The sequence below is a fragment of the Pseudomonas sp. NFACC08-1 genome (assembly GCF_900106735.1).
In the GTDB taxonomy this organism is placed as follows: Bacteria; Pseudomonadota; Gammaproteobacteria; order Pseudomonadales; family Pseudomonadaceae; genus Aquipseudomonas; species Aquipseudomonas fluorescens_Q.
Genome location: NZ_FNNL01000008.1, coordinates 210,992 through 228,957, shown reverse-complemented (window position 1 = coordinate 228,957; position 17,966 = coordinate 210,992). Strand labels below are relative to the sequence as shown.

Genomic DNA, 17,966 nt, shown 5'->3' with positions numbered 1-17,966 from the left:
TACGACCGCTTCGCGGCCGAGCGGGAGCAAGCTCCCTCGCCACAGGTCCATCATTTTTCTGAAATGAACTGCATTCAGGAGGACTGGCCACCCGGGAAGTTGCCCGCGGCTACTGCTCTTCCTTGAGCACCACCGGTGCCGGCGGTGGGCGCAGGCCGATTTCAGCGGTGAGCTTGAGTTCCTTGCCATTGCGCATGACCTGGATCGTTACCTTGTCGGTGGGCTTGATCCGCGCCACCTGGTTCATCGAGCGGCGGCCATCGCCGGCCGGCTCGCCATCGATGCTCAGGATCACATCGCCCAGTTGCAGGCCGGCCTTCTGCGCCGGGCCGTCGCGGAAAATTCCCGCCACCACGATACCGGGCCTCCCGGACAAGCCGAAGGACTCCGCCAGTTCCTGGGTCAGCGGTTGGACTTCAATACCCAGCCAGCCACGGATCACCTGGCCGTGCTCGATGATGGACTTCATCACCTCCATCGCCAGCTTCACCGGAATGGCGAAGCCGATGCCCTGGCTGCCGCCGGACTTGGAGAAGATCGCCGTGTTGATCCCAGTGAGGTTGCCGTTGGCATCCACCAGCGCGCCGCCGGAGTTGCCCGGGTTGATCGCGGCGTCGGTCTGGATGAAGTCTTCGTAGTTGTTCAGGCCCAACTGGTTGCGTCCGGTGGCGCTGATGATGCCCATGGTCACGGTCTGGCCGACGCCGAATGGGTTGCCGATGGCCAGGGTGACATCGCCGATGCGGATGCTGTCGGAGCGGCCGATGGTGATGGCCGGCAGGTTCTTGAGGTCGATCTTCAGCACCGCGAGGTCGGTTTCCGGGTCGCTGCCGATCACTCGCGCCAGGGTTTCACGACCGTCCTTGAGGGCTACCACGATCTGGTCGGCGCCGCTGGTGACGTGGTTGTTGGTCAAGATATAACCTTCCGGGCTCATGATCACGCCCGATCCCAGGCTCGACTCCATGCGCTTCTGCTTGGGCGAGTTGTCGCCGAAGAACCGCCGGAATTGCGGGTCTTCGAACAGCGGATGGCTGGGCTTGTTGATGACCTTGGTGGTGTACAGGTTCACCACGGCTGGCGCGGCGGTGGTCACGGCGTCGGCGTAGGACACCGGCCCCTGTTGCACAGCCTTGGTTTGCGGCGCCTGCTGCAGGTTGACATCAAGGCTTGGCAGGCCGACCCATTCCGGGTAGCGCTGGATAATCAGTAGAGCGACAAGCACGCCGGCCAACAGCGGCCAGCCGGAAAAACGCAGCGCCTTGAGCATTAAGCACGTCCTACAAAGGTTGCAGGCGGTATGAGACCGCCCATAATGTCGCGCATTATACGAGGCCGCGCGTGCCTCTGAACGGGATATTTAGGAGTCTTTTCATGGCGGTAGCCCTGAACACCCTGGTCGAAGAAGCGGACCGTTACCTGGCCAGCAGCCGGATTGCCGATTACTGCCCCAACGGCCTGCAGGTCGAAGGTGCACCCCAGGTGATGCGCATTGTCAGTGGTGTCACCGCCAGCCAGGCCTTGCTTGACGCTGCCGTCGAGGCCGAGGCCGACCTGGTGCTGGTGCATCACGGTTATTTCTGGAAGGGCGAAAACCCTTGCATCACCGGCATGAAACAGCGTCGTCTCAGGACCTTGCTCAAGCATGATATCAGCCTGTTGGCCTATCACTTGCCGTTGGACCTGCATCCGGAGGTGGGCAATAACGTGCAACTGGCCCGCCAGTTGGACATCACTGTCGAGGGACCGCTGGATCCGGACAATCCCAAGATCGTGGGCCTGGTCGGCTCCCTGTCCGAACCGATGACGGCCCGGGATTTCGCGCGCAAGGTCCAGGAAGTCATGGGGCGTGAGCCGTTGTTGATCGAAGGCGAGCAGATGATCCGCCGGGTTGGCTGGTGCACCGGTGGCGGCCAGGGCTATATCGATCAGGCGGTATTGGCCGGCGTCGACCTGTATCTCAGCGGCGAGGCGTCGGAGCAGACGTTCCACAGTGCGCGGGAAAACGGCATCAGCTTCATCGCCGCCGGGCATCATGCGACCGAGCGCTACGGTGTCCAGGCATTGGGCGATTACCTGGCGCGACGCTTTGCCCTGGAGCACATCTTCATCGATTGCCCGAATCCCATTTGACTCACTCAGATCCCTTGTGGGAGCAAAGCTTGCTCGCGATGACGTCGGCACAGGCGACGCCGCTATCGCGAGCAAGCTTTGCTCCCACAGCGTTCACTGCAATACCCGAACCACCAGGCATATCCATATGCTGTTTCGATCTAGTTGGCGCCCTGATTAGAAGAGGTCGCTGTGCTAGGATTCCCCGCTCGAACACGGCCCGCTGGCCGTTCATAAGAAAGTTTTCGTGAGTAGCCATGGTCGACAAACTGACGCATCTGAAACAGCTGGAGGCGGAAAGCATCCACATCATCCGCGAGGTGGCCGCCGAGTTCGATAACCCGGTGATGCTGTACTCCATCGGTAAAGACTCCGCCGTGATGCTGCACCTGGCACGCAAGGCGTTCTTCCCCGGCAAGCTGCCGTTTCCGGTGATGCACGTCGACACCCGCTGGAAATTCCAGGAAATGTACAAGTTTCGCGATCGCATGGTCGAGGAACTGGGCCTGGACCTGATCACCCACGTGAACCCGGACGGCGTGGCGCAGGGCATCAACCCGTTCACCCACGGCAGTGCCAAGCACACCGACATCATGAAGACCGAAGGCCTCAAGCAGGCCCTGGACAAATATGGTTTCGACGCCGCGTTCGGCGGTGCCCGTCGCGATGAAGAGAAATCCCGCGCCAAGGAGCGCGTGTACTCGTTCCGCGACAGCAAGCACCGCTGGGACCCGAAGAACCAGCGCCCGGAGCTGTGGAACGTCTACAACGGCAAGGTCAACAAAGGCGAGTCGATCCGCGTATTCCCGCTGTCGAACTGGACCGAGCTGGACATCTGGCAGTACATCTACCTCGAAGGCATCCCGATCGTGCCGCTGTACTTTGCCGCCGAGCGGGAAGTGATCGAGAAGAACGGCACGCTGATCATGATTGACGACGAGCGCATCCTCGAGCACCTGTCGGATGAAGACAAAGCCCGTATCGTCAAGAAGAAAGTGCGTTTCCGTACCCTTGGCTGCTACCCGTTGACGGGCGCGGTGGAGTCCGAGGCCGAGAGCCTGACGGACATCATCCAGGAAATGCTCCTGACGCGAACTTCCGAGCGCCAGGGCCGGGTCATCGACCACGATGGCGCAGGCTCGATGGAAGATAAAAAACGTCAGGGTTATTTCTAAGGGGTTGTCATGTCGCACCAATCTGATTTGATCAGCGAGGACATCCTCGCCTACCTGGGCCAGCACGAGCGTAAAGAGCTGCTGCGCTTTTTGACCTGCGGTAACGTCGACGACGGCAAGAGCACCCTGATCGGGCGCCTGCTGCACGACTCCAAGATGATCTACGAAGATCACCTGGAAGCCATCACCCGCGATTCGAAGAAAGTCGGCACCACCGGTGACGACATCGACCTGGCGTTGCTGGTCGACGGCCTGCAGGCCGAGCGCGAACAAGGCATCACCATCGATGTCGCGTACCGCTATTTCTCCACCGCCAAGCGCAAGTTCATCATTGCCGATACCCCGGGCCATGAGCAGTACACCCGCAATATGGCCACCGGTGCGTCCACCTGTGACCTGGCGATCATCCTGGTGGACGCCCGCTATGGCGTGCAGACCCAGACCCGACGTCACAGCTTCATCGCCTCGTTGCTGGGCATCAAGCACATCGTCGTCGCCATCAACAAGATGGACCTCAAGGACTTCGACCAAGGTGTGTTCGAGTCGATCAAGGCCGACTACCTGAAGTTCGCCGAAGGCTTGAAGATGAAGCCCACCAGCATGCACTTCGTGCCGATGTCGGCCCTCAAGGGCGACAACGTGGTGAACAAATCCGAGCGCTCGCCGTGGTACACCGGCCAGTCGCTGATGGAAATCCTCGAGACGGTGGAAGTGGCGGGCGACCGTAACTTCACCGACCTGCGTTTCCCGGTGCAGTACGTCAACCGTCCGAACCTGAACTTCCGCGGTTTCGCCGGCACCCTCGCCAGCGGCATCGTGCACAAGGGTGACGAAGTGGTGGTGCTGCCGTCGGGCAAGAGCAGCCGCGTGAAATCCATCGTCACTTTCGAAGGCGAGCTGGAACACGCTGGTCCTGGCCAGGCAGTCACGCTGACCATGGAAGACGAGATCGACATCTCCCGTGGCGACCTGTTGGTGCATGCCGACAACGTGCCGCCGGTCACCGACAGCTTCGAAGCGATGCTGGTGTGGATGGCCGAAGAGCCGATGTTGCCGGGCAAGAAATACGACATCAAGCGCGCCACCAGTTACGTGCCGGGCTCGATTGCCAGCATCGTCAACAAGGTGGATGTGAACACCCTTGAAGAAGGTCCGGCCAGCGCGTTGCAGCTCAACGAAATCGGCAAGGTGAAGATCGCCCTGGATGCGCCGATTGCCCTGGACGGTTACGAGAGCAACCGCACCACCGGTGCGTTCATCGTCATCGATCGCCTGACCAACGGCACAGTCGGTGCCGGCATGATCGTCGCCCAGCCGCTGGCTCACGGCAGCAGCACGCACCACGGCAAACAGGCCCACGTGTCGGTGGAAGAGCGTGCCCAGCGCTTCGGCCAGCAGCCGGCCACGGTGTTGTTCAGCGGCCTGTCGGGCGCGGGTAAAAGCACCCTGGCCTATGCGGTGGAGCGCAAGTTGTTCGACATGGGGCGTGCGGTCTTCGTCCTCGATGGCCAGAACCTGCGCCATGACCTGAACAAGGGGCTGCCGCAGGATCGTGCCGGACGTACCGAGAACTGGCGCCGTGCGGCTCACGTCGCGCGTCAGTTCAACGAAGCCGGCCTGCTGACCCTCGCCGCGTTCGTTGCGCCAAATGCCGAAGGGCGTGAGCAGGCCAAGGACCTGATCGGCAAGGAGCGTCTGTTGACGGTCTACGTCCAGGCCTCGCCAGCGGTGTGCGCCCAGCGTGATCCGCAAGGGTTGTATGCCGCCGCTGGCGACAACATCCCAGGCGAATCCTTCCCGTATGACGTGCCGCTGGATGCCGACCTGGTGATCGACACCCAGTCGCTGACACTGGAAGAAAGCGTCAAGCAGGTCCTGGACCTGCTGCGCAAGCGTGGGGCGATATAAAGAGGTGCAGCTGTAAGTTTTTAGCTGCAAGCGGCAAGTAAAAGCCCGCAGGTGAGTGATCATCGGCGGGCTTTTTGTTGTCTGGGGGGACGCTATCGCGGGCTTGCTCGCGATGAGGCCAGTACAGACACCTCAAGACTTAGAGGGATACTCGCGGTGCATCTGCGCAAGCAACGCATCCTTGTCCTGCCACAACTGGTTGATCCAGCCCTGGAACTCCAGGCGATACACGCCGTCCTGATCGTAGTTCTTGCCAATGAACTGCGGTGGGATCTTCAGTTCCTGGAAATGCACCACCACCTCGTCCATCTTGCCGCACAGCAGATCCCAATACCCCGGACGCCCGCCCGGATAATGGATCGTCACGTTGATGATCGACTCCAGTTGTTCACCCATGGCGTCGAGCACAAACGCGATGCCGCCGGCCTTGGGTTTGAGCAGGTAGCGAAACGGTGACTGCTGCTGGGCATGCTTGCCTTCGGTGAAACGCGTGCCTTCGACGAAATTGAAAATACCCACCGGATTGTCGCGAAACTTCGCGCAGGTCTTGCGGGTGGTTTCCAGGTCCTTGCCTTTCTTTTCCGGATGCTTTTCCAGGTAAGCCTTGGAGTAGCGTTTCATGAACGGGAAGCCCAGCGCCCACCAGGCCAGGCCGATCACCGGTACCCAGATCAGTTCCTGCTTGAGAAAGAACTTCAACGGCCGGATGCGTCGGTTCAGCACGTACTGCAACACCATGATATCGACCCAGCTCTGATGGTTGCTGGTGATCAGGTACGAATGCTGGTAGTCCAGGCCCTCCAGGCCGCTGAGGTGCCAACGGGTACGACGCAGCAGGTTCATCCAGGCCTTGTTGTTGCTGATCCAGGCTTCGTGGATGTGGCCCATCAACCAGTCAGTGAAGCGCTGGGCAGCGGGGAAGGGCAGCAACAGCTTGAAGATCGCCACGATGAACAGCGGTGTGCAGCAGGCGATGGTGTTCAGCGCCAACAGCAGCGAGGCAATGACGCCGCGCAAGGGGGCAGGCAGAAAGTCCAGCATTTAAATGTCCAAAGGTCGGTTGGCGGCTTGGATCGCGGTCAAGGCGATGGTGTACACGATGTCGTCGACCTGGGCGCCGCGCGGCAAGTCATTCACCGGTTTGCGCAAGCCTTGCAGCATCGGCCCGAGGCTGACGCAATCGGCGCTGCGCTGCACGGCCTTGTGGGTGGTGTTGCCGGTGTTGAGGTCCGGGAAGATGAACACCGTCGCCCGACCGGCCACCTGGCTGTTGGGCGCCAATTGCCGTGCCACGGTTTCGTTGGCGGCGGCGTCGTATTGCAGCGGACCATCGATCAACAGGCCGTGCTGGGCCTCGTGGGCGAGCAGGGTGGCTTCGCGAACTTTTTCCACTTCTTCGCCACTGGCCGACTCACCGCTGGAGTAGCTGAGCATCGCCACCCGCGGCATGATGCCGAACGCGGCGGCCGAGTCGGCACTTTGCAGGGCGATTTCCGCCAGCTCCGCAGCGCTGGGGTGTGGGTTCATCACGCAGTCGCCGTAGACCAGCACTTCTTCGGGAAACAGCATGAAAAACACCGAGGACACCAGTGAGCAGCCTGGCGCGGTCTTGATCAGTTGCAACGCCGGGCGGATGGTGTTGGCGGTGGAGTGGATGACGCCAGATACCAGACCGTCCACTTCATCCAGGGCCAGCATCATGGTACCGATGACCACGGTGTCTTCCAATTGCTGCTCGGCCATCGGCGCGTTCAGGCTCTTGCTCTTGCGCAACCTCACCATGGGTTCGACGTAGCGTTCGCGAATCGAATCCGGGTCGAGAATCTCCAGCCCCGGCGGCAGTTCGATGCCTTGGGCGCGGGCCACCGCTTCGACGTCGGCCGGTTTTGCCAGCAACACGCAGCGGGCAATGCCCCGGGCCTGGCAAATGGCGGCAGCCTGGACGGTCAAAGGTTCGCTGCCCTCGGGCAGCACGATACGTTTGTTGGCGGCCTGGGCGCGCTGGATCAACTGATAGCGGAACACCGCTGGCGACAGGCGCATTTCCCGTGGCGTGCCGCAGCGCTGGTGCAGCCACTTGGCGTCCAGGTGGCTGGCGACAAAATCGGTGATGATCTCTGCACGTTCACGGTCATCAATGGGGATTTCCTTGTTCAGGCCGTTGAGCAGGTTAGCGGTGTCATAGGAGCCGGTGCTTACCGACAGAACCGGCAACCCCGCCTGCAAGGCGCCGCGGCACAAGTCCATGATGCGCGGGTCGGGCAGGGTGTCGCTGGTCAGCAGCAGCCCGGCCAGCGGCACGCCGTTGATCGCTGCCAGGCTCACGGCCAGGATGATGTCGTCGCGATCGCCGGGGGTCACCACCAGCACGCCGGGCTTGAGCAGTTCCACGGTGTTGCGCATGGTGCGGGCGCAAATGATGATGTTGCTCATGCGCCGGGTTTCGTAGTCGCCGGCATTGAGCACCTGCGCGCCCATCAGGTCGGCCACGTCGCGGGTGCGCGGGGCATTGAGTTCGGGGCGAAACGGGATGCAACCGAGCAGGCGGAAATCGCCGCTGCGCAGCAAGGGCGAGTGCTCTTTGAGCCGTGCGGAAAACGCCTCCATGCTTTCGTCGGTGCGGACCTTGTTCAGGATCACCCCGAGAACTTTCGGGTCCTTCGGCCCGCCAAACAACTGCGCCTGCAACTCTACCCGGCCAGACAGCTCGGTCAGCACTTCGTTTTCCGGTGCCGACACCAGGATGACCTCGGCGTCCAGGCTCTTGGCCAGGTGCAGGTTGACCCGGGCGGCGTAGCTGGCGTTGCGGGTCGGGACCATGCCTTCGACGACCAGCACGTCCTTGCCGATGGCCGCCTGCTGATAAAGGGTAATGATTTCCTCCAGCAGCTCATCGAGTTGGCCGTCGCCGAGCATGCGCTCGACGTGCGCCAGGCCCAGGGGCTGCGGCGGCTTGAGGCCATGGGTGCGGGCCACCAGCTCGGTGGAGCGTTCCGGCCCGGTGTCGCCGGGGTGAGGTTGGGCAATGGGTTTGAAAAAGCCGACTTTCAGCCCGGCTCGTTCAAGGGTACGCACCAGCCCGAGGCTGATGGAGGTCAGGCCCACACCAAAATCGGTGGGCGCGATAAAAAAAGTTTGCATGCGGATTCTCTAAGGGAGCATGGCAAGGGTGTGACCTATGACTGGTCATCTACCATCAATTCCAGTCGCCAAGGTTATCGCTAACCGGGGCCTGTGCGCACCAGCCGCAGTCAAAGGGCTGGCCTATTTTTTCAATGCGCTGCGCAGGGTCCAGTACCCAGGCCCGGGACTGCCAGGGTGGCTGGTGGCGCAGGTGTTGGGTATGGCCACAGGAAAGCTCGGCCACCCAGTGCCCGTCCTCGTCCTGATGGAAGCCGGTGACCGTCGGTCTGTTCGGGCAAGTCCGTTTGTCCGGGTTCCGTTCGCTTTCGGGCAAATCCTTGTTTAGACTTGTCCGTTCTTCATTCTTATGCAAAAGGTCTCGCCCCATGCTGATCGCCGCCAATAAGGCTGTCTCCATCGACTATACCCTGACCAACGACGCTGGTGAGGTCATCGACAGCTCTGCCGGCGGCGCTCCGCTGGTCTACCTGCATGGCGCAGGCAACATCATCCAGGGCCTGGAAAAAGCCCTGGAAGGCAAAACGGTCGGTGACGACCTGAACGTTACCGTCGAGCCGGAAGACGCCTATGGCGAGTACTCCGCCGAACTGGTCAGCACCCTGAGCCGCAGCATGTTCGAAGGCGTTGATGAGCTGGAAGTGGGCATGCAGTTCCACGCTTCCGCCCCCGATGGCCAGATGCAGATCGTCACCATTCGCGACCTGGAAGGCGACGACGTCACCGTTGACGGCAACCACCCGTTGGCCGGCCAGCGTTTGAACTTCAAAGTCAAGATCGTCGACATCCGTGACGCCAGCCAAGAAGAAATTGCCCATGGTCACGTCCATGGCGAAGGCGGCCATCACCACTGATTTGTGCGCTACGCTCAAATGACCAGTGAACTGGAAAGGCGCCATACGGCGCCTTTTTAGTCGGTTGCTGTTAGCATCAACCATGGCTGTTTCGAAAAGATCCGCAACCTGGAGTTCGTCATGAGTGCTTTCCACGACCTTAAACTCAAAGCCCTGGATGGTCAGGAGCTTGCTCTGGCGCCGTTCAAGGGGCAAGTCGTGCTGGTGGTCAACGTCGCCTCCAAATGTGGCCTGACGCCTCAATACGCGGCGCTGGAAAATCTCTATCAGCAATACAAGGCCAAGGGCTTCAGCGTGCTGGGCCTGCCCTGCAATCAGTTCGCCGGGCAGGAACCGGGAACCGAGCAGGAAATCCAGGACTTTTGCAGCCTCAACTACGGCGTGACGTTCCCGCTGTCCAGCAAACTGGACGTGAACGGCCATGATCGTCACCAGTTGTACCGCCTGCTGGCGGGCGAGGGGGCCGAGTTTCCCGGGGACATTACCTGGAACTTCGAAAAATTCCTGCTCGGCAAGGACGGCCGGGTGCTGGCGCGTTTCTCGCCGCGCACGGCGCCGGATGACCCCACGGTGATCCAGGCGATCGAAAAAGCGCTGGCTTGAAAGCCCGGCGCTGCCCCCTGTGGCGAGGGAGCTTGCTCCCGCTGGGCTGCGTAGCAGCCCTTCTCTTTGCGGTTGCTGCGCAACCGAGCGGGAGCAAGCTCCCTCGCCACAGGGTTTCATGGTTGAGCAAACACCGCTGCGATTCCTTTTAATCCTTAATCATTCCAATCAATAGTGCTACCCAGCACTCGGCACGGCACATATTATCGCCGTCATATCGACCTGCGACCTTGTCCCGTGGAGTGCCCCCATGCCTGTAAAAGCCCTGTTCAAACCCTTCCACCTCGGCACGCTCGAGCTGCCGACCCGCGTGGTGATGGCGCCGATGACCCGTTCCTTTTCGCCGGGCGGCGTGCCGAACAGCAAGGTGATCGAGTATTACCGTCGTCGTGCGGCGGCCGGGGTTGGCCTGATCATCACCGAGGGCACGACGGTGGGGCACAAGGCTTCCAACGGCTACCCGAACGTGCCGCATTTCTATGGTGACGCCGCGTTGGCCGGCTGGAAAAAAGTGGTTGATGCGGTACACGCCGAAGGCGGCAAGATCGTTCCACAGCTGTGGCATGTGGGCAGTGTGCGACGCATCGGCACCGAGCCGGACGCCAGCGTGCCGGGCTATGGCCCGAGCGAAAAGCTCAAGGACGGCCAGGTGGTGGTCCACGGCATGACCCAGGCGGACATTGACGAGGTTATCGCTGCGTTCGCCCAGGCGGCAAAAGACGCTCAACGCATCGGCATGGACGGGGTGGAAATCCACGGCGCCCACGGCTACCTGGTGGACCAGTTCTTCTGGGAAGGCAGCAACCAGCGCACCGACGGTTACGGCGGCAGCCTGGCCAACCGTTCGCGCTTTGCGATCGAATTGATTCGTGCCGTGCGCGCGGCGGTGGGCGAGGGTTTCCCGATCATTTTCCGCTTCTCCCAATGGAAACAGCAGGACTACACCGCACGTCTGGTGCAAACCCCTGAAGCCCTGGGCGAATTCCTCAAGCCACTGTCCGAGGCGGGCGTGGATATTTTCCACTGCTCGACACGGCGCTTCTGGGAGCCGGAGTTCGAAGGCTCCGAGCTGAACCTGGCCGGCTGGACCCGCAAGCTCACCGGCAAGCCCACCATCACCGTCGGCAGCGTCGGCCTGGATGGCGAGTTCCTGCAGTTCATGGTCAACACCGACAAAGTCGCGCAACCGGCCAGCCTGGAGAAACTGCTGGAGCGCCTGAATAACGAGGAGTTCGACCTGGTGGCGGTGGGGCGTGCGCTGCTGGTGGATCCGGACTGGGCACAAAAAGTCCGTGAAGGGCGTGAGCAGGAGATCTTGCCGTTCAGTCGCGAGGCGTTGATGACCCTGGTTTAAGCGGCGCCTGATCTGACGCTATCGCGAGCAAGCTCGCTCCCACATTTAATCTTCAGCGAGCATGAGTCTGGTGTTCGACAAAGATCCCCTGTGGGAGCGAGTTTGCTCGCGATGGCGATTTCAATATTGCCGAAGACTCAGCGCACTGTCGGCGCAGCGGGTATCACTGATTCGCCGACACAAACCCCACGCAACTGCGCCTCGAATTGTTCGATCACCGCCGCCCAACCTTGGCGACTGGCATGTTGGCGCGCATTGAGCCTCACGCAACGCAAGGCCTCGCGCTCTTGCAGCAGCCAACGGGCCCCCTCACAGAACGCTTCTTCATCCCCCGGCATTGCCAGCACACCGTTGTACCCATGGCGAATGTGCTGCGCGGCGGCGGCCTGGTCGTAGGCCACCACGCCCAGCCCGGACGCCAGCGCCTCCAGCACCACATTGCCGAAGGTTTCGGTCAGGCTCGGAAAGACAAACACATCCCCAGACGCATAGTGGCTGGCCAGCGCCTCGCCGCGTTGCGAGCCGCAAAAGATCGCCTCGGGCAATTCCTGTTCCAGCTCGGACCGCTGCGGGCCGTCGCCGACCACCACCAGCTTCATCCGTCGCCCCGGGAAAGCGCTGCACAGCGTGTCGAAACTGCGCTTGAGCAGTCCCAGGTTTTTTTCCGGTGCCAGGCGTCCGACATGCAGCACGGCAATGTCGTCGTCGCCCAGTCCCCAGGCTTCGCGCAGGGTGGCGCAGCGCTTGGCCGGATGGAACAGCTGGCTGTCCACGCCGCGAGACAAGAGCGCCACGCGTTCGAAGTGCCGACGCTCCAGCTCCATGCGCTGACTGAGGCTGGGGACCAGGGTCAGGTTGGAGCGGTTATGAAACCAACGCAGATAATGGGTCAGCACGCGACTCAACAAGCCGAGGCCGTACTGCTGGGTGTATTGCTGGAAATTGGTGTGGAAACCACTGACCACCGAGATGCCCAGGCGTCGCGCCGCCCGCAGCGCAGACAAACCCAGGGGGCCTTCCGTGGCGATGTACAGCACGTCCGGACGATGGCGCTTCCAGCGTCTGAGCAGTTTGTGCATCGACGCCTGGCCCCACTGCAAACCCGGATAGCCCGGCAGCGGCCAGCCCCGGCACAGCAGCAACTGCTCGTCACTGGCCTGGCGTTGGTCGTCGACCTGGCGCGGTCGTATCAGCTCGACTTGATGCCCGCGGGCGAGCAAGCCGTCGTACAGGCGGCCCAGGGTATTGGCCACGCCATTGATTTCCGGCGGGAAGGTTTCGGTGATCAGGGTAATGTGCAGAGGTGTGGTCATGACCCCAGTGTCGACCGGGGCCATTTCGTCATTGTGACGCCAGGATGATGGATTTGTGACTGGCTCAGCCCTGGCGGGCCAACGCGGTCTCGGCACCTTGCTCACGGACCCAGAACAACGTCGCGCCGGCCACCGCTGCCGGCATCATCAGGATGTTCACCACCGGGATCAGCAACACCAGGTACACGCTGCCGCCAAAGCCCAGGCTCTGCCAGCGCTTTTCCCGCAGCCAGGCGAGCATTTCGTTCCAGCCCAGCTTGTGGTTGTCCGCCGGGTAGTCGATGTACTGGATCGCCATCATCCACACGCCGAACAGCAGCCACAGCGGTGCCGCCACCAGGTTGACCACGGGGATGAACGACAGCACGAACAACCCCAGGGCGCGGGGCAGGAAATAGCCAAGCTTGCGCGCTTCCCGCCCGAGGGTCCGCGGGATCATGGCAATCAACTCGGCCCAACTGAAGGCAGGGAAGTCGTCGGTGCCACGGATGACCACTTCGACTTTTTCCGCGAGAAAGCCGTTGAACGGGGCGGCGATGACGTTGGCGAGCATGGTGAAGGTGAAAAACACCATCAGCACGACGAGCACCACGAACAGGGGCCAGAGGACATAGCTGAGGAAACTGAGCCAGTCCGGCAGCGACGGCATCAGCGTATCGACCCACAGGCTGAACTGGTGGCCGGCCAGGTAAATCAATCCGACGAACAGCACCAGGTTTATCGCCAGGGGCAAGAGTACAAACAAGCGCAGGCCCGGGCTCAAGACCAGCTTGAGGCCCTCTCGCAAATATTGCGGGCCGGACAGGACGGGGGCGGGCATAGGTGGCTCCGAGCGAAGGTGAACGCGCCGACCTTACCGGCTTTGCCCCGCCCGGGAAAGCGGCGACATGGCGTGTAACAACGTTTCTTGAGGCGAAGGCGCCTATTGAAAGGGCCGCGGGGGATAGAGCTCACCTATGAGCTGGATTGTTAATCCGTATTTCCTTAATCTTCGCTCCCTCGATACGCTGCACCCATTCTTTTCCAGGACTGTCGAACCCAAGCCTTCCCCAAGTGCGTCAACGGTCCTTTTTATTCACGCCGCTCACCCGGCGTTCCGGCCCGCAAGGTCCGGTCAACAGGAGCAGGTCATGTCTGAAGTGCGTCATTCGCGAGTGATTATTCTCGGTTCCGGCCCTGCCGGTTACAGCGCTGCGGTTTATGCGGCCCGTGCCAACCTCAAGCCACTGCTGATCACCGGCATGCAGGCCGGCGGTCAATTGACCACCACCACCGAAGTCGATAACTGGCCGGGCGATGTCCATGGCCTGACCGGCCCGGCCTTGATGGAGCGCATGAAGGAACACGCCGAGCGCTTCGAGACCGAGATCGTTTTCGACCACATCAATGCCGTGGACTTCGCCGCCAAGCCATACACCCTGACTGGCGACAGCGCGACCTACACCTGCGATGCCTTGATCATTGCCACCGGTGCCAGCGCTCGTTACCTGGGCCTGCCGTCGGAAGAAACCTTCATGGGCAAAGGCGTTTCCGCCTGCGCCACTTGCGACGGTTTCTTCTACCGCAACAAGCCTGTGGCGGTGGTCGGTGGCGGCAACACCGCGGTCGAGGAAGCGCTGTACCTGGCCAACATCGCCAGCACGGTCACTCTGATCCACCGTCGCGAGACTTTCCGCGCCGAGAAGATCCTGATCGACAAGCTCAACGCCCGCGTCGCCGAAGGCAAGATCATCCTCAAGCTCAACGCGACCCTGGACGAAGTGCTGGGTGACAACATGGGCGTGACCGGTGCCCGCCTGAAGAACAACGACGGCAGCTTCGACGAGATCAAGGTTGACGGCGTCTTCATCGCCATCGGCCATACCCCGAACACCTCGCTGTTCGAAGGCCAGCTGGAACTCAAGGACGGCTACCTGGTGGTCAAGGGCGGCCGCGACGGCAACGCCACCGCCACCAGCGTCGAAGGCATCTTCGCGGCCGGCGACGTGGCCGACCACGTCTACCGCCAGGCGATCACCTCGGCCGGCGCCGGTTGCATGGCAGCCCTGGACACCGAGCGCTACCTGGATGGCTTGCAGAACGCTTCGTTCTGATCCATCAGGCATTAAAAAACCGGCTTCGGCCGGTTTTTTAATGGGGGGATGTTTATCAGTGGTCTCCTGTGGGAGCTGAGCTTGCTCGCGATCGCGGTGGGTCATGTGCAGTCATTTTTGAATGTGCCGCCGTCATCGCGAGCAAGCTCGGCTCCCACAGGGTGAGTGGGGATGTCTAGACCAGCTTCGCCAGGCACGCCTCCAGAATATCCAAGCCTTCCCCCAACACGTTCGGCTCGGTCGTCAATGGCGCCAGCAGCCGCACGATGTGTCGCGACTTGCCACTGGGCATCAGCAACAAGCCCGATTCCCGCGCCAGGGCCAGCAGTTGCGTCAATTGTGCCGAAGCCGGGGTGCCGTCGGCGTGGGTCAGCTCGATGCCGCGCATCGTGCCGACGCCGGTCAGGCGGCCCAGGTAGGGCGTCAGCCCACGGTTGCGCCAGGATTGGTAGCGGCTGACGATTGCCTCCTCCTGTTGCGAGCCCCAGGCATGCAGGTTGGCGTCGGTCATTTCATCCAGGGTCGCCAGGGCGGCGGCGCAGGCGATGGGGTTGCCCGAGTAGGTGCCGCCCAGGCCGCCCTTGGGCAGGTTGTCCAGCAGCGCCTTGCGTCCCACCACCGCGCCCAAGGGCACGCCGCCGGCAATGCTTTTACCGAGCAGGACCAAGTCAGGCTCGATGCCGAGCCGTGAGAAGGCAAAGCGCTGGCCGGTGCGACCGAAGCCGGACTGGATCTCATCGACGATCAGCACAATGCCCTTGTCGTCGCAGAACTGCCGCAGGGCCTGGGCGAAGGGCACATCCATCGCCAGGAAGCCGGCTTCGCCCTGCACCGGTTCGACAATGAAACAGGCCACGTCATTCACGTCGATTTCGACGCTGAACAGCCGCTCCATGGCCTTCAAGGCTTCTTCGCGGGTGACACCGTTGTCCTTGCTGGGGTACGGCAGGTGATACACCGGCCCGGGCAATACGCCGACTTTCTGCTTGTAAGGCGCGACCTTGCCGTTGAGGTTGAGGGTCGCCAGGGTGCGGCCGTGAAAGGCGCCATCAAACGCAATCACGGCGGTACGGCCCGTGGCGCCGCGTACGATCTTCAAGGCGTTTTCTGCTGCCTCGGCGCCGCTGTTGGTGAGCATGCCGCTGACCGGATAATCCACCGGGACAAACGCCGTCAGCCGTTCCATCAATTCAATGTACGGTGTATGGGGGGCGGCATTGAATGCGTAATGGGTCAACCGGGTGGCCTGTTCACGGATCGCCTCGACGATGCGCGGATGGCAATGGCCGAGGTTCAACACACCGATGCCGCCGACGAAATCGATGTAGCGTTTACCGTCGGTGTCCCAGACCTCGGCATTCTTGCCGTGGCTGAGGCTGACGGGATGCACGATGGAGATCGATTGGCTGATGGTTTCGCTGCTCATGGAAGACGGCCCGGACGATGGAGAAATTTCCGTTATCTAAGCCGCGAGCAGAGGGGCCCGGCAAACGAAATAAAGTTGCCGGGTCAATCTTAAAAGTCGGGATGTGGTGAGGCGCCGCTCACTTGGACTCAGCCTGTGGCGAGGGAGCTTGCTCCCGCTGGGGCGCGAAGCGGCCCCCCAAACCTGGCAACGCGGTGTGTCAGGCAAATTGAGTTTGACTGTTTGGGTCTGCTGCGCAGCCCAGCGGGAGCAAGCTCCCTCGCCACAACAGCGGGCCTCGTCGTAATGGAAGGTGCGATCAGCGCCGTTGCAGCGGCGGCGCCTCGAACTTCACCCCGGCCAACCCATGGGTCATCAGCGCGCGGATATTACCGTGATCGTTGCCGTCAGGCGTGGCCAGCACCGAACGGTAGTGTTCGCCAAACGCCAGCAGCGCTTCTTCATCGCTCAAGCCCTCAAGCAGCGCCAGGCCCAGCGTCTTGCAGGATCCTTCGTTCTGCCCCGCGGCGTTTTGCACGCCACCGTTGTTGAAGGCCTGGGGCTGGTAGTCGTAACCGGCGGCGATAAAGGCCAGGGTGTCGGCGAAGGCATGTTCGCCGCTTTTGAGACGGGTACGCAGGGTATTGAGATCAGGCATCGGGTTTTCCTTTGGCGAACGCCGCTTGTTGTTCGGCGCTGGCTTCTTTCTGGTATTGGGCTTTCCACTCGGCGTACGGCATGCCGTAGACCACTTCGCGGGCGTCATCGAGGCTGACCTCGATCTGGCGTTCATCGGCGGCGGCCTTGTACCACTTGGACAGGCAGTTGCGGCAGAAGCCGGCGAGGTTCATCAGGTCGATGTTCTGCACATCCTTGCGGCTGTCCAGGTGGGCAACCAGCCGACGGAAAGCGGCGGCTTCGAGTTCGAGGCGTTGTTGGTCGTTCATGGGGATCTCTGCGAGGCAGCTTCAAGGGGCGAGCTTCAAGCTGCAAGTTTGGATTTGCGGTGGTCAGGCTTGAAGCTTACCGCTTGAGGCTTGCAGCTGCTACGAAGTCGCCCGACTTGCTGCGAGCGTAATCGACACTGATTCTGCGAATCGCAAGGCGTGGGGTTTGTCGACTTCGACTTCGGCGTATTGCACCGACTCGTTGGTCATGACCAGGTCGAGCAATTCCTGGGTCAGGCGTTCGAGCAGGGCGAAGCGGTTGCCCTCCACGTGGGCGATGATCGCCTTGGTGATGGTGCGGTAGTTCAGTGCGTGGTCGATGTCGTTGTCGCGTACTGCTTCCTGGGCGGCGTAGAGGATGGTCAGGTTGATCAACACATCCTGCTTGTTGAGGATTTCATCTTCGTTGATGCCGATGAAGGTGCGCAGGCGCAGGTCCTTGACCTTGATGCGTGCCATGGCTGGCTGAAGTTGTGGCATTTACTTGCTCCGTCGAATCAATTGCAGGAACTCCTGGCGCGTGGTGCTGGAATCGCGAAAGACGCCGAGCATCACCGAGGTGTTCATGGTCGAGTTCTGTTTTTCGACACCGCGCATCATCATGCACATGTGCTGGGCCTCGATCACCACCGCCACGCCGGCGGCCTGGGTGACCTGCTGCACCGCGTCGGCGATTTGCCGGGTCAGGTTCTCCTGGATTTGCAGGCGGCGGGCGAACATGTCCACCAATCGGGCGATCTTCGACAGCCCCAGGACCTTGCCCGTAGGAATATAAGCCACATGGGCCTTGCCGATGAAGGGCAACAGGTGATGTTCGCAGAGTGAATAGAGTTCGATGTCGGCGACGATCACCATTTCATCGCTGTCAGAGGCGAACAGCGCGCCGTTGACGATCTGCTCGACGCTTTGTTCATAACCATGGCAGAGGTACTGCATGGCCTTGGCGGCACGGACCGGGGTATCGAGCAGACCCTCGCGTTCGGGGTTTTCCCCCAGGCCGATGAGGATCTCGCGATAGTTCTGGGGCAGGGATAGCGTCATGGTGCATCCTCGAAACAAGG

General features: G+C 61.6%; 18 protein-coding genes. 7 read left to right on the top strand and 11 right to left on the bottom strand.

Annotated elements, in window-relative coordinates; genetic code table 11:
* Window positions 1-109 precede the first annotated feature (109 nt).
* Window positions 110-1,270, bottom strand: a complete 1,161-nt coding sequence (gene algW, locus BLU76_RS18410) for a Do family serine endopeptidase AlgW (RefSeq protein WP_014340162.1) — start codon at window positions 1,268-1,270, stop codon at window positions 110-112.
* 104 nt (window positions 1,271-1,374) lie between these two features.
* On the opposite strand from algW, the gene BLU76_RS18405 reads away from it, so the two are divergent.
* From BLU76_RS18405 to cysN, 3 genes are all read left to right on the top strand, one after another.
* Complete coding sequence (locus tag BLU76_RS18405; RefSeq protein WP_092149529.1) at window positions 1,375-2,133, top strand: Nif3-like dinuclear metal center hexameric protein; 759 nt, start codon at window positions 1,375-1,377, stop codon at window positions 2,131-2,133.
* Between the two features lie 236 nt (window positions 2,134-2,369).
* Window positions 2,370-3,287, top strand: a complete 918-nt coding sequence (gene cysD / locus BLU76_RS18395; RefSeq protein ID WP_003178041.1) for a sulfate adenylyltransferase subunit CysD — start codon at window positions 2,370-2,372, stop codon at window positions 3,285-3,287.
* A gap of 9 nt (window positions 3,288-3,296) precedes the next feature.
* Entirely contained in the window at window positions 3,297-5,195 is a 1,899-nt protein-coding gene (cysN, locus tag BLU76_RS18390) for a sulfate adenylyltransferase subunit CysN (RefSeq protein ID WP_063324412.1), read from the top strand.
* Between the two features lie 132 nt (window positions 5,196-5,327).
* On the opposite strand, the gene BLU76_RS18385 is transcribed toward cysN, so the two are convergent.
* From BLU76_RS18385 to BLU76_RS18375, 3 genes are read right to left on the bottom strand one after another with little or no spacing between them, the layout of a single operon-like run.
* Window positions 5,328-6,236: an acyltransferase gene (locus BLU76_RS18385; RefSeq protein ID WP_072344415.1), complete on the bottom strand. Its 909-nt coding sequence runs from the start codon at window positions 6,234-6,236 to the stop codon at window positions 5,328-5,330.
* Window positions 6,237-8,336 (bottom strand): phosphate acetyltransferase, encoded by a 2,100-nt coding sequence (gene pta / locus BLU76_RS18380; RefSeq protein WP_063324414.1) that lies wholly within the window; start codon window positions 8,334-8,336, stop codon window positions 6,237-6,239. It lies immediately after the preceding gene.
* A gap of 55 nt (window positions 8,337-8,391) precedes the next feature.
* Entirely contained in the window at window positions 8,392-8,736 is a 345-nt protein-coding gene (locus tag BLU76_RS18375; RefSeq protein ID WP_072344588.1) for a DUF3565 domain-containing protein, read from the bottom strand.
* Here BLU76_RS18375 and BLU76_RS18370 point away from each other — a divergent pair.
* From BLU76_RS18370 to BLU76_RS18360, 3 genes are all read left to right on the top strand, one after another.
* Entirely contained in the window at window positions 8,705-9,190 is a 486-nt protein-coding gene (locus BLU76_RS18370) for an FKBP-type peptidyl-prolyl cis-trans isomerase (RefSeq protein WP_003205467.1), read from the top strand. The two genes, BLU76_RS18375 and BLU76_RS18370, sit on opposite strands and share 32 nt — an antisense overlap.
* Window positions 9,191-9,310: 120 nt before the next feature.
* Entirely contained in the window at window positions 9,311-9,793 is a 483-nt protein-coding gene (locus BLU76_RS18365) for a glutathione peroxidase (protein WP_072344396.1), read from the top strand.
* 250 nt (window positions 9,794-10,043) lie between these two features.
* On the top strand, window positions 10,044-11,147 hold the full coding sequence (locus BLU76_RS18360) for an NADH:flavin oxidoreductase (RefSeq protein WP_092223766.1): 1,104 nt from the start codon (window positions 10,044-10,046) through the stop codon (window positions 11,145-11,147).
* A 137-nt stretch (window positions 11,148-11,284) separates the two neighbouring features.
* Here the strand turns inward: BLU76_RS18360 and BLU76_RS18355 are convergent, their stop codons facing one another.
* A complete protein-coding gene (locus BLU76_RS18355) occupies window positions 11,285-12,484 on the bottom strand; it encodes a glycosyltransferase family 4 protein (RefSeq protein ID WP_092223764.1) in 1,200 nt (399 codons plus the stop codon).
* A gap of 40 nt (window positions 12,485-12,524) precedes the next feature.
* Entirely contained in the window at window positions 12,525-13,280 is a 756-nt protein-coding gene (cysZ, locus tag BLU76_RS18350; protein ID WP_063324418.1) for a sulfate transporter CysZ, read from the bottom strand.
* 310 nt (window positions 13,281-13,590) lie between these two features.
* Between cysZ and trxB the strand changes: the two genes are divergently transcribed.
* Window positions 13,591-14,553 (top strand): thioredoxin-disulfide reductase, encoded by a 963-nt coding sequence (gene trxB, locus BLU76_RS18345; RefSeq protein ID WP_030139882.1) that lies wholly within the window; start codon window positions 13,591-13,593, stop codon window positions 14,551-14,553.
* Window positions 14,554-14,728: 175 nt separating this feature from the next.
* Here trxB and BLU76_RS18340 read toward each other — a convergent pair whose 3' ends face one another.
* From BLU76_RS18340 to folE, 5 genes are all read right to left on the bottom strand, one after another.
* Window positions 14,729-15,979 carry a 2-aminoadipate transaminase gene (locus BLU76_RS18340; RefSeq protein ID WP_092223762.1) on the bottom strand — a complete coding sequence of 417 codons (1,251 nt, stop codon included), beginning with the start codon at window positions 15,977-15,979 and terminating at the stop codon, window positions 14,729-14,731.
* A gap of 298 nt (window positions 15,980-16,277) precedes the next feature.
* Window positions 16,278-16,616 carry a HopJ type III effector protein gene (locus tag BLU76_RS18335; protein ID WP_063324420.1) on the bottom strand — a complete coding sequence of 113 codons (339 nt, stop codon included), beginning with the start codon at window positions 16,614-16,616 and terminating at the stop codon, window positions 16,278-16,280.
* Window positions 16,609-16,905, bottom strand: a complete 297-nt coding sequence (locus BLU76_RS18330; protein ID WP_063324421.1) for a DUF1244 domain-containing protein — start codon at window positions 16,903-16,905, stop codon at window positions 16,609-16,611. The genes BLU76_RS18335 and BLU76_RS18330 overlap by 8 nt, the downstream gene beginning before the upstream one ends.
* Before the next feature lie 99 nt (window positions 16,906-17,004).
* Complete coding sequence (gene folX, locus BLU76_RS18325) at window positions 17,005-17,385, bottom strand: dihydroneopterin triphosphate 2'-epimerase (protein WP_063324422.1); 381 nt, start codon at window positions 17,383-17,385, stop codon at window positions 17,005-17,007.
* Window positions 17,386-17,946: a GTP cyclohydrolase I FolE gene (gene folE / locus BLU76_RS18320; RefSeq protein WP_092149361.1), complete on the bottom strand. Its 561-nt coding sequence runs from the start codon at window positions 17,944-17,946 to the stop codon at window positions 17,386-17,388.
* Window positions 17,947-17,966: the final 20 nt, after the last annotated feature.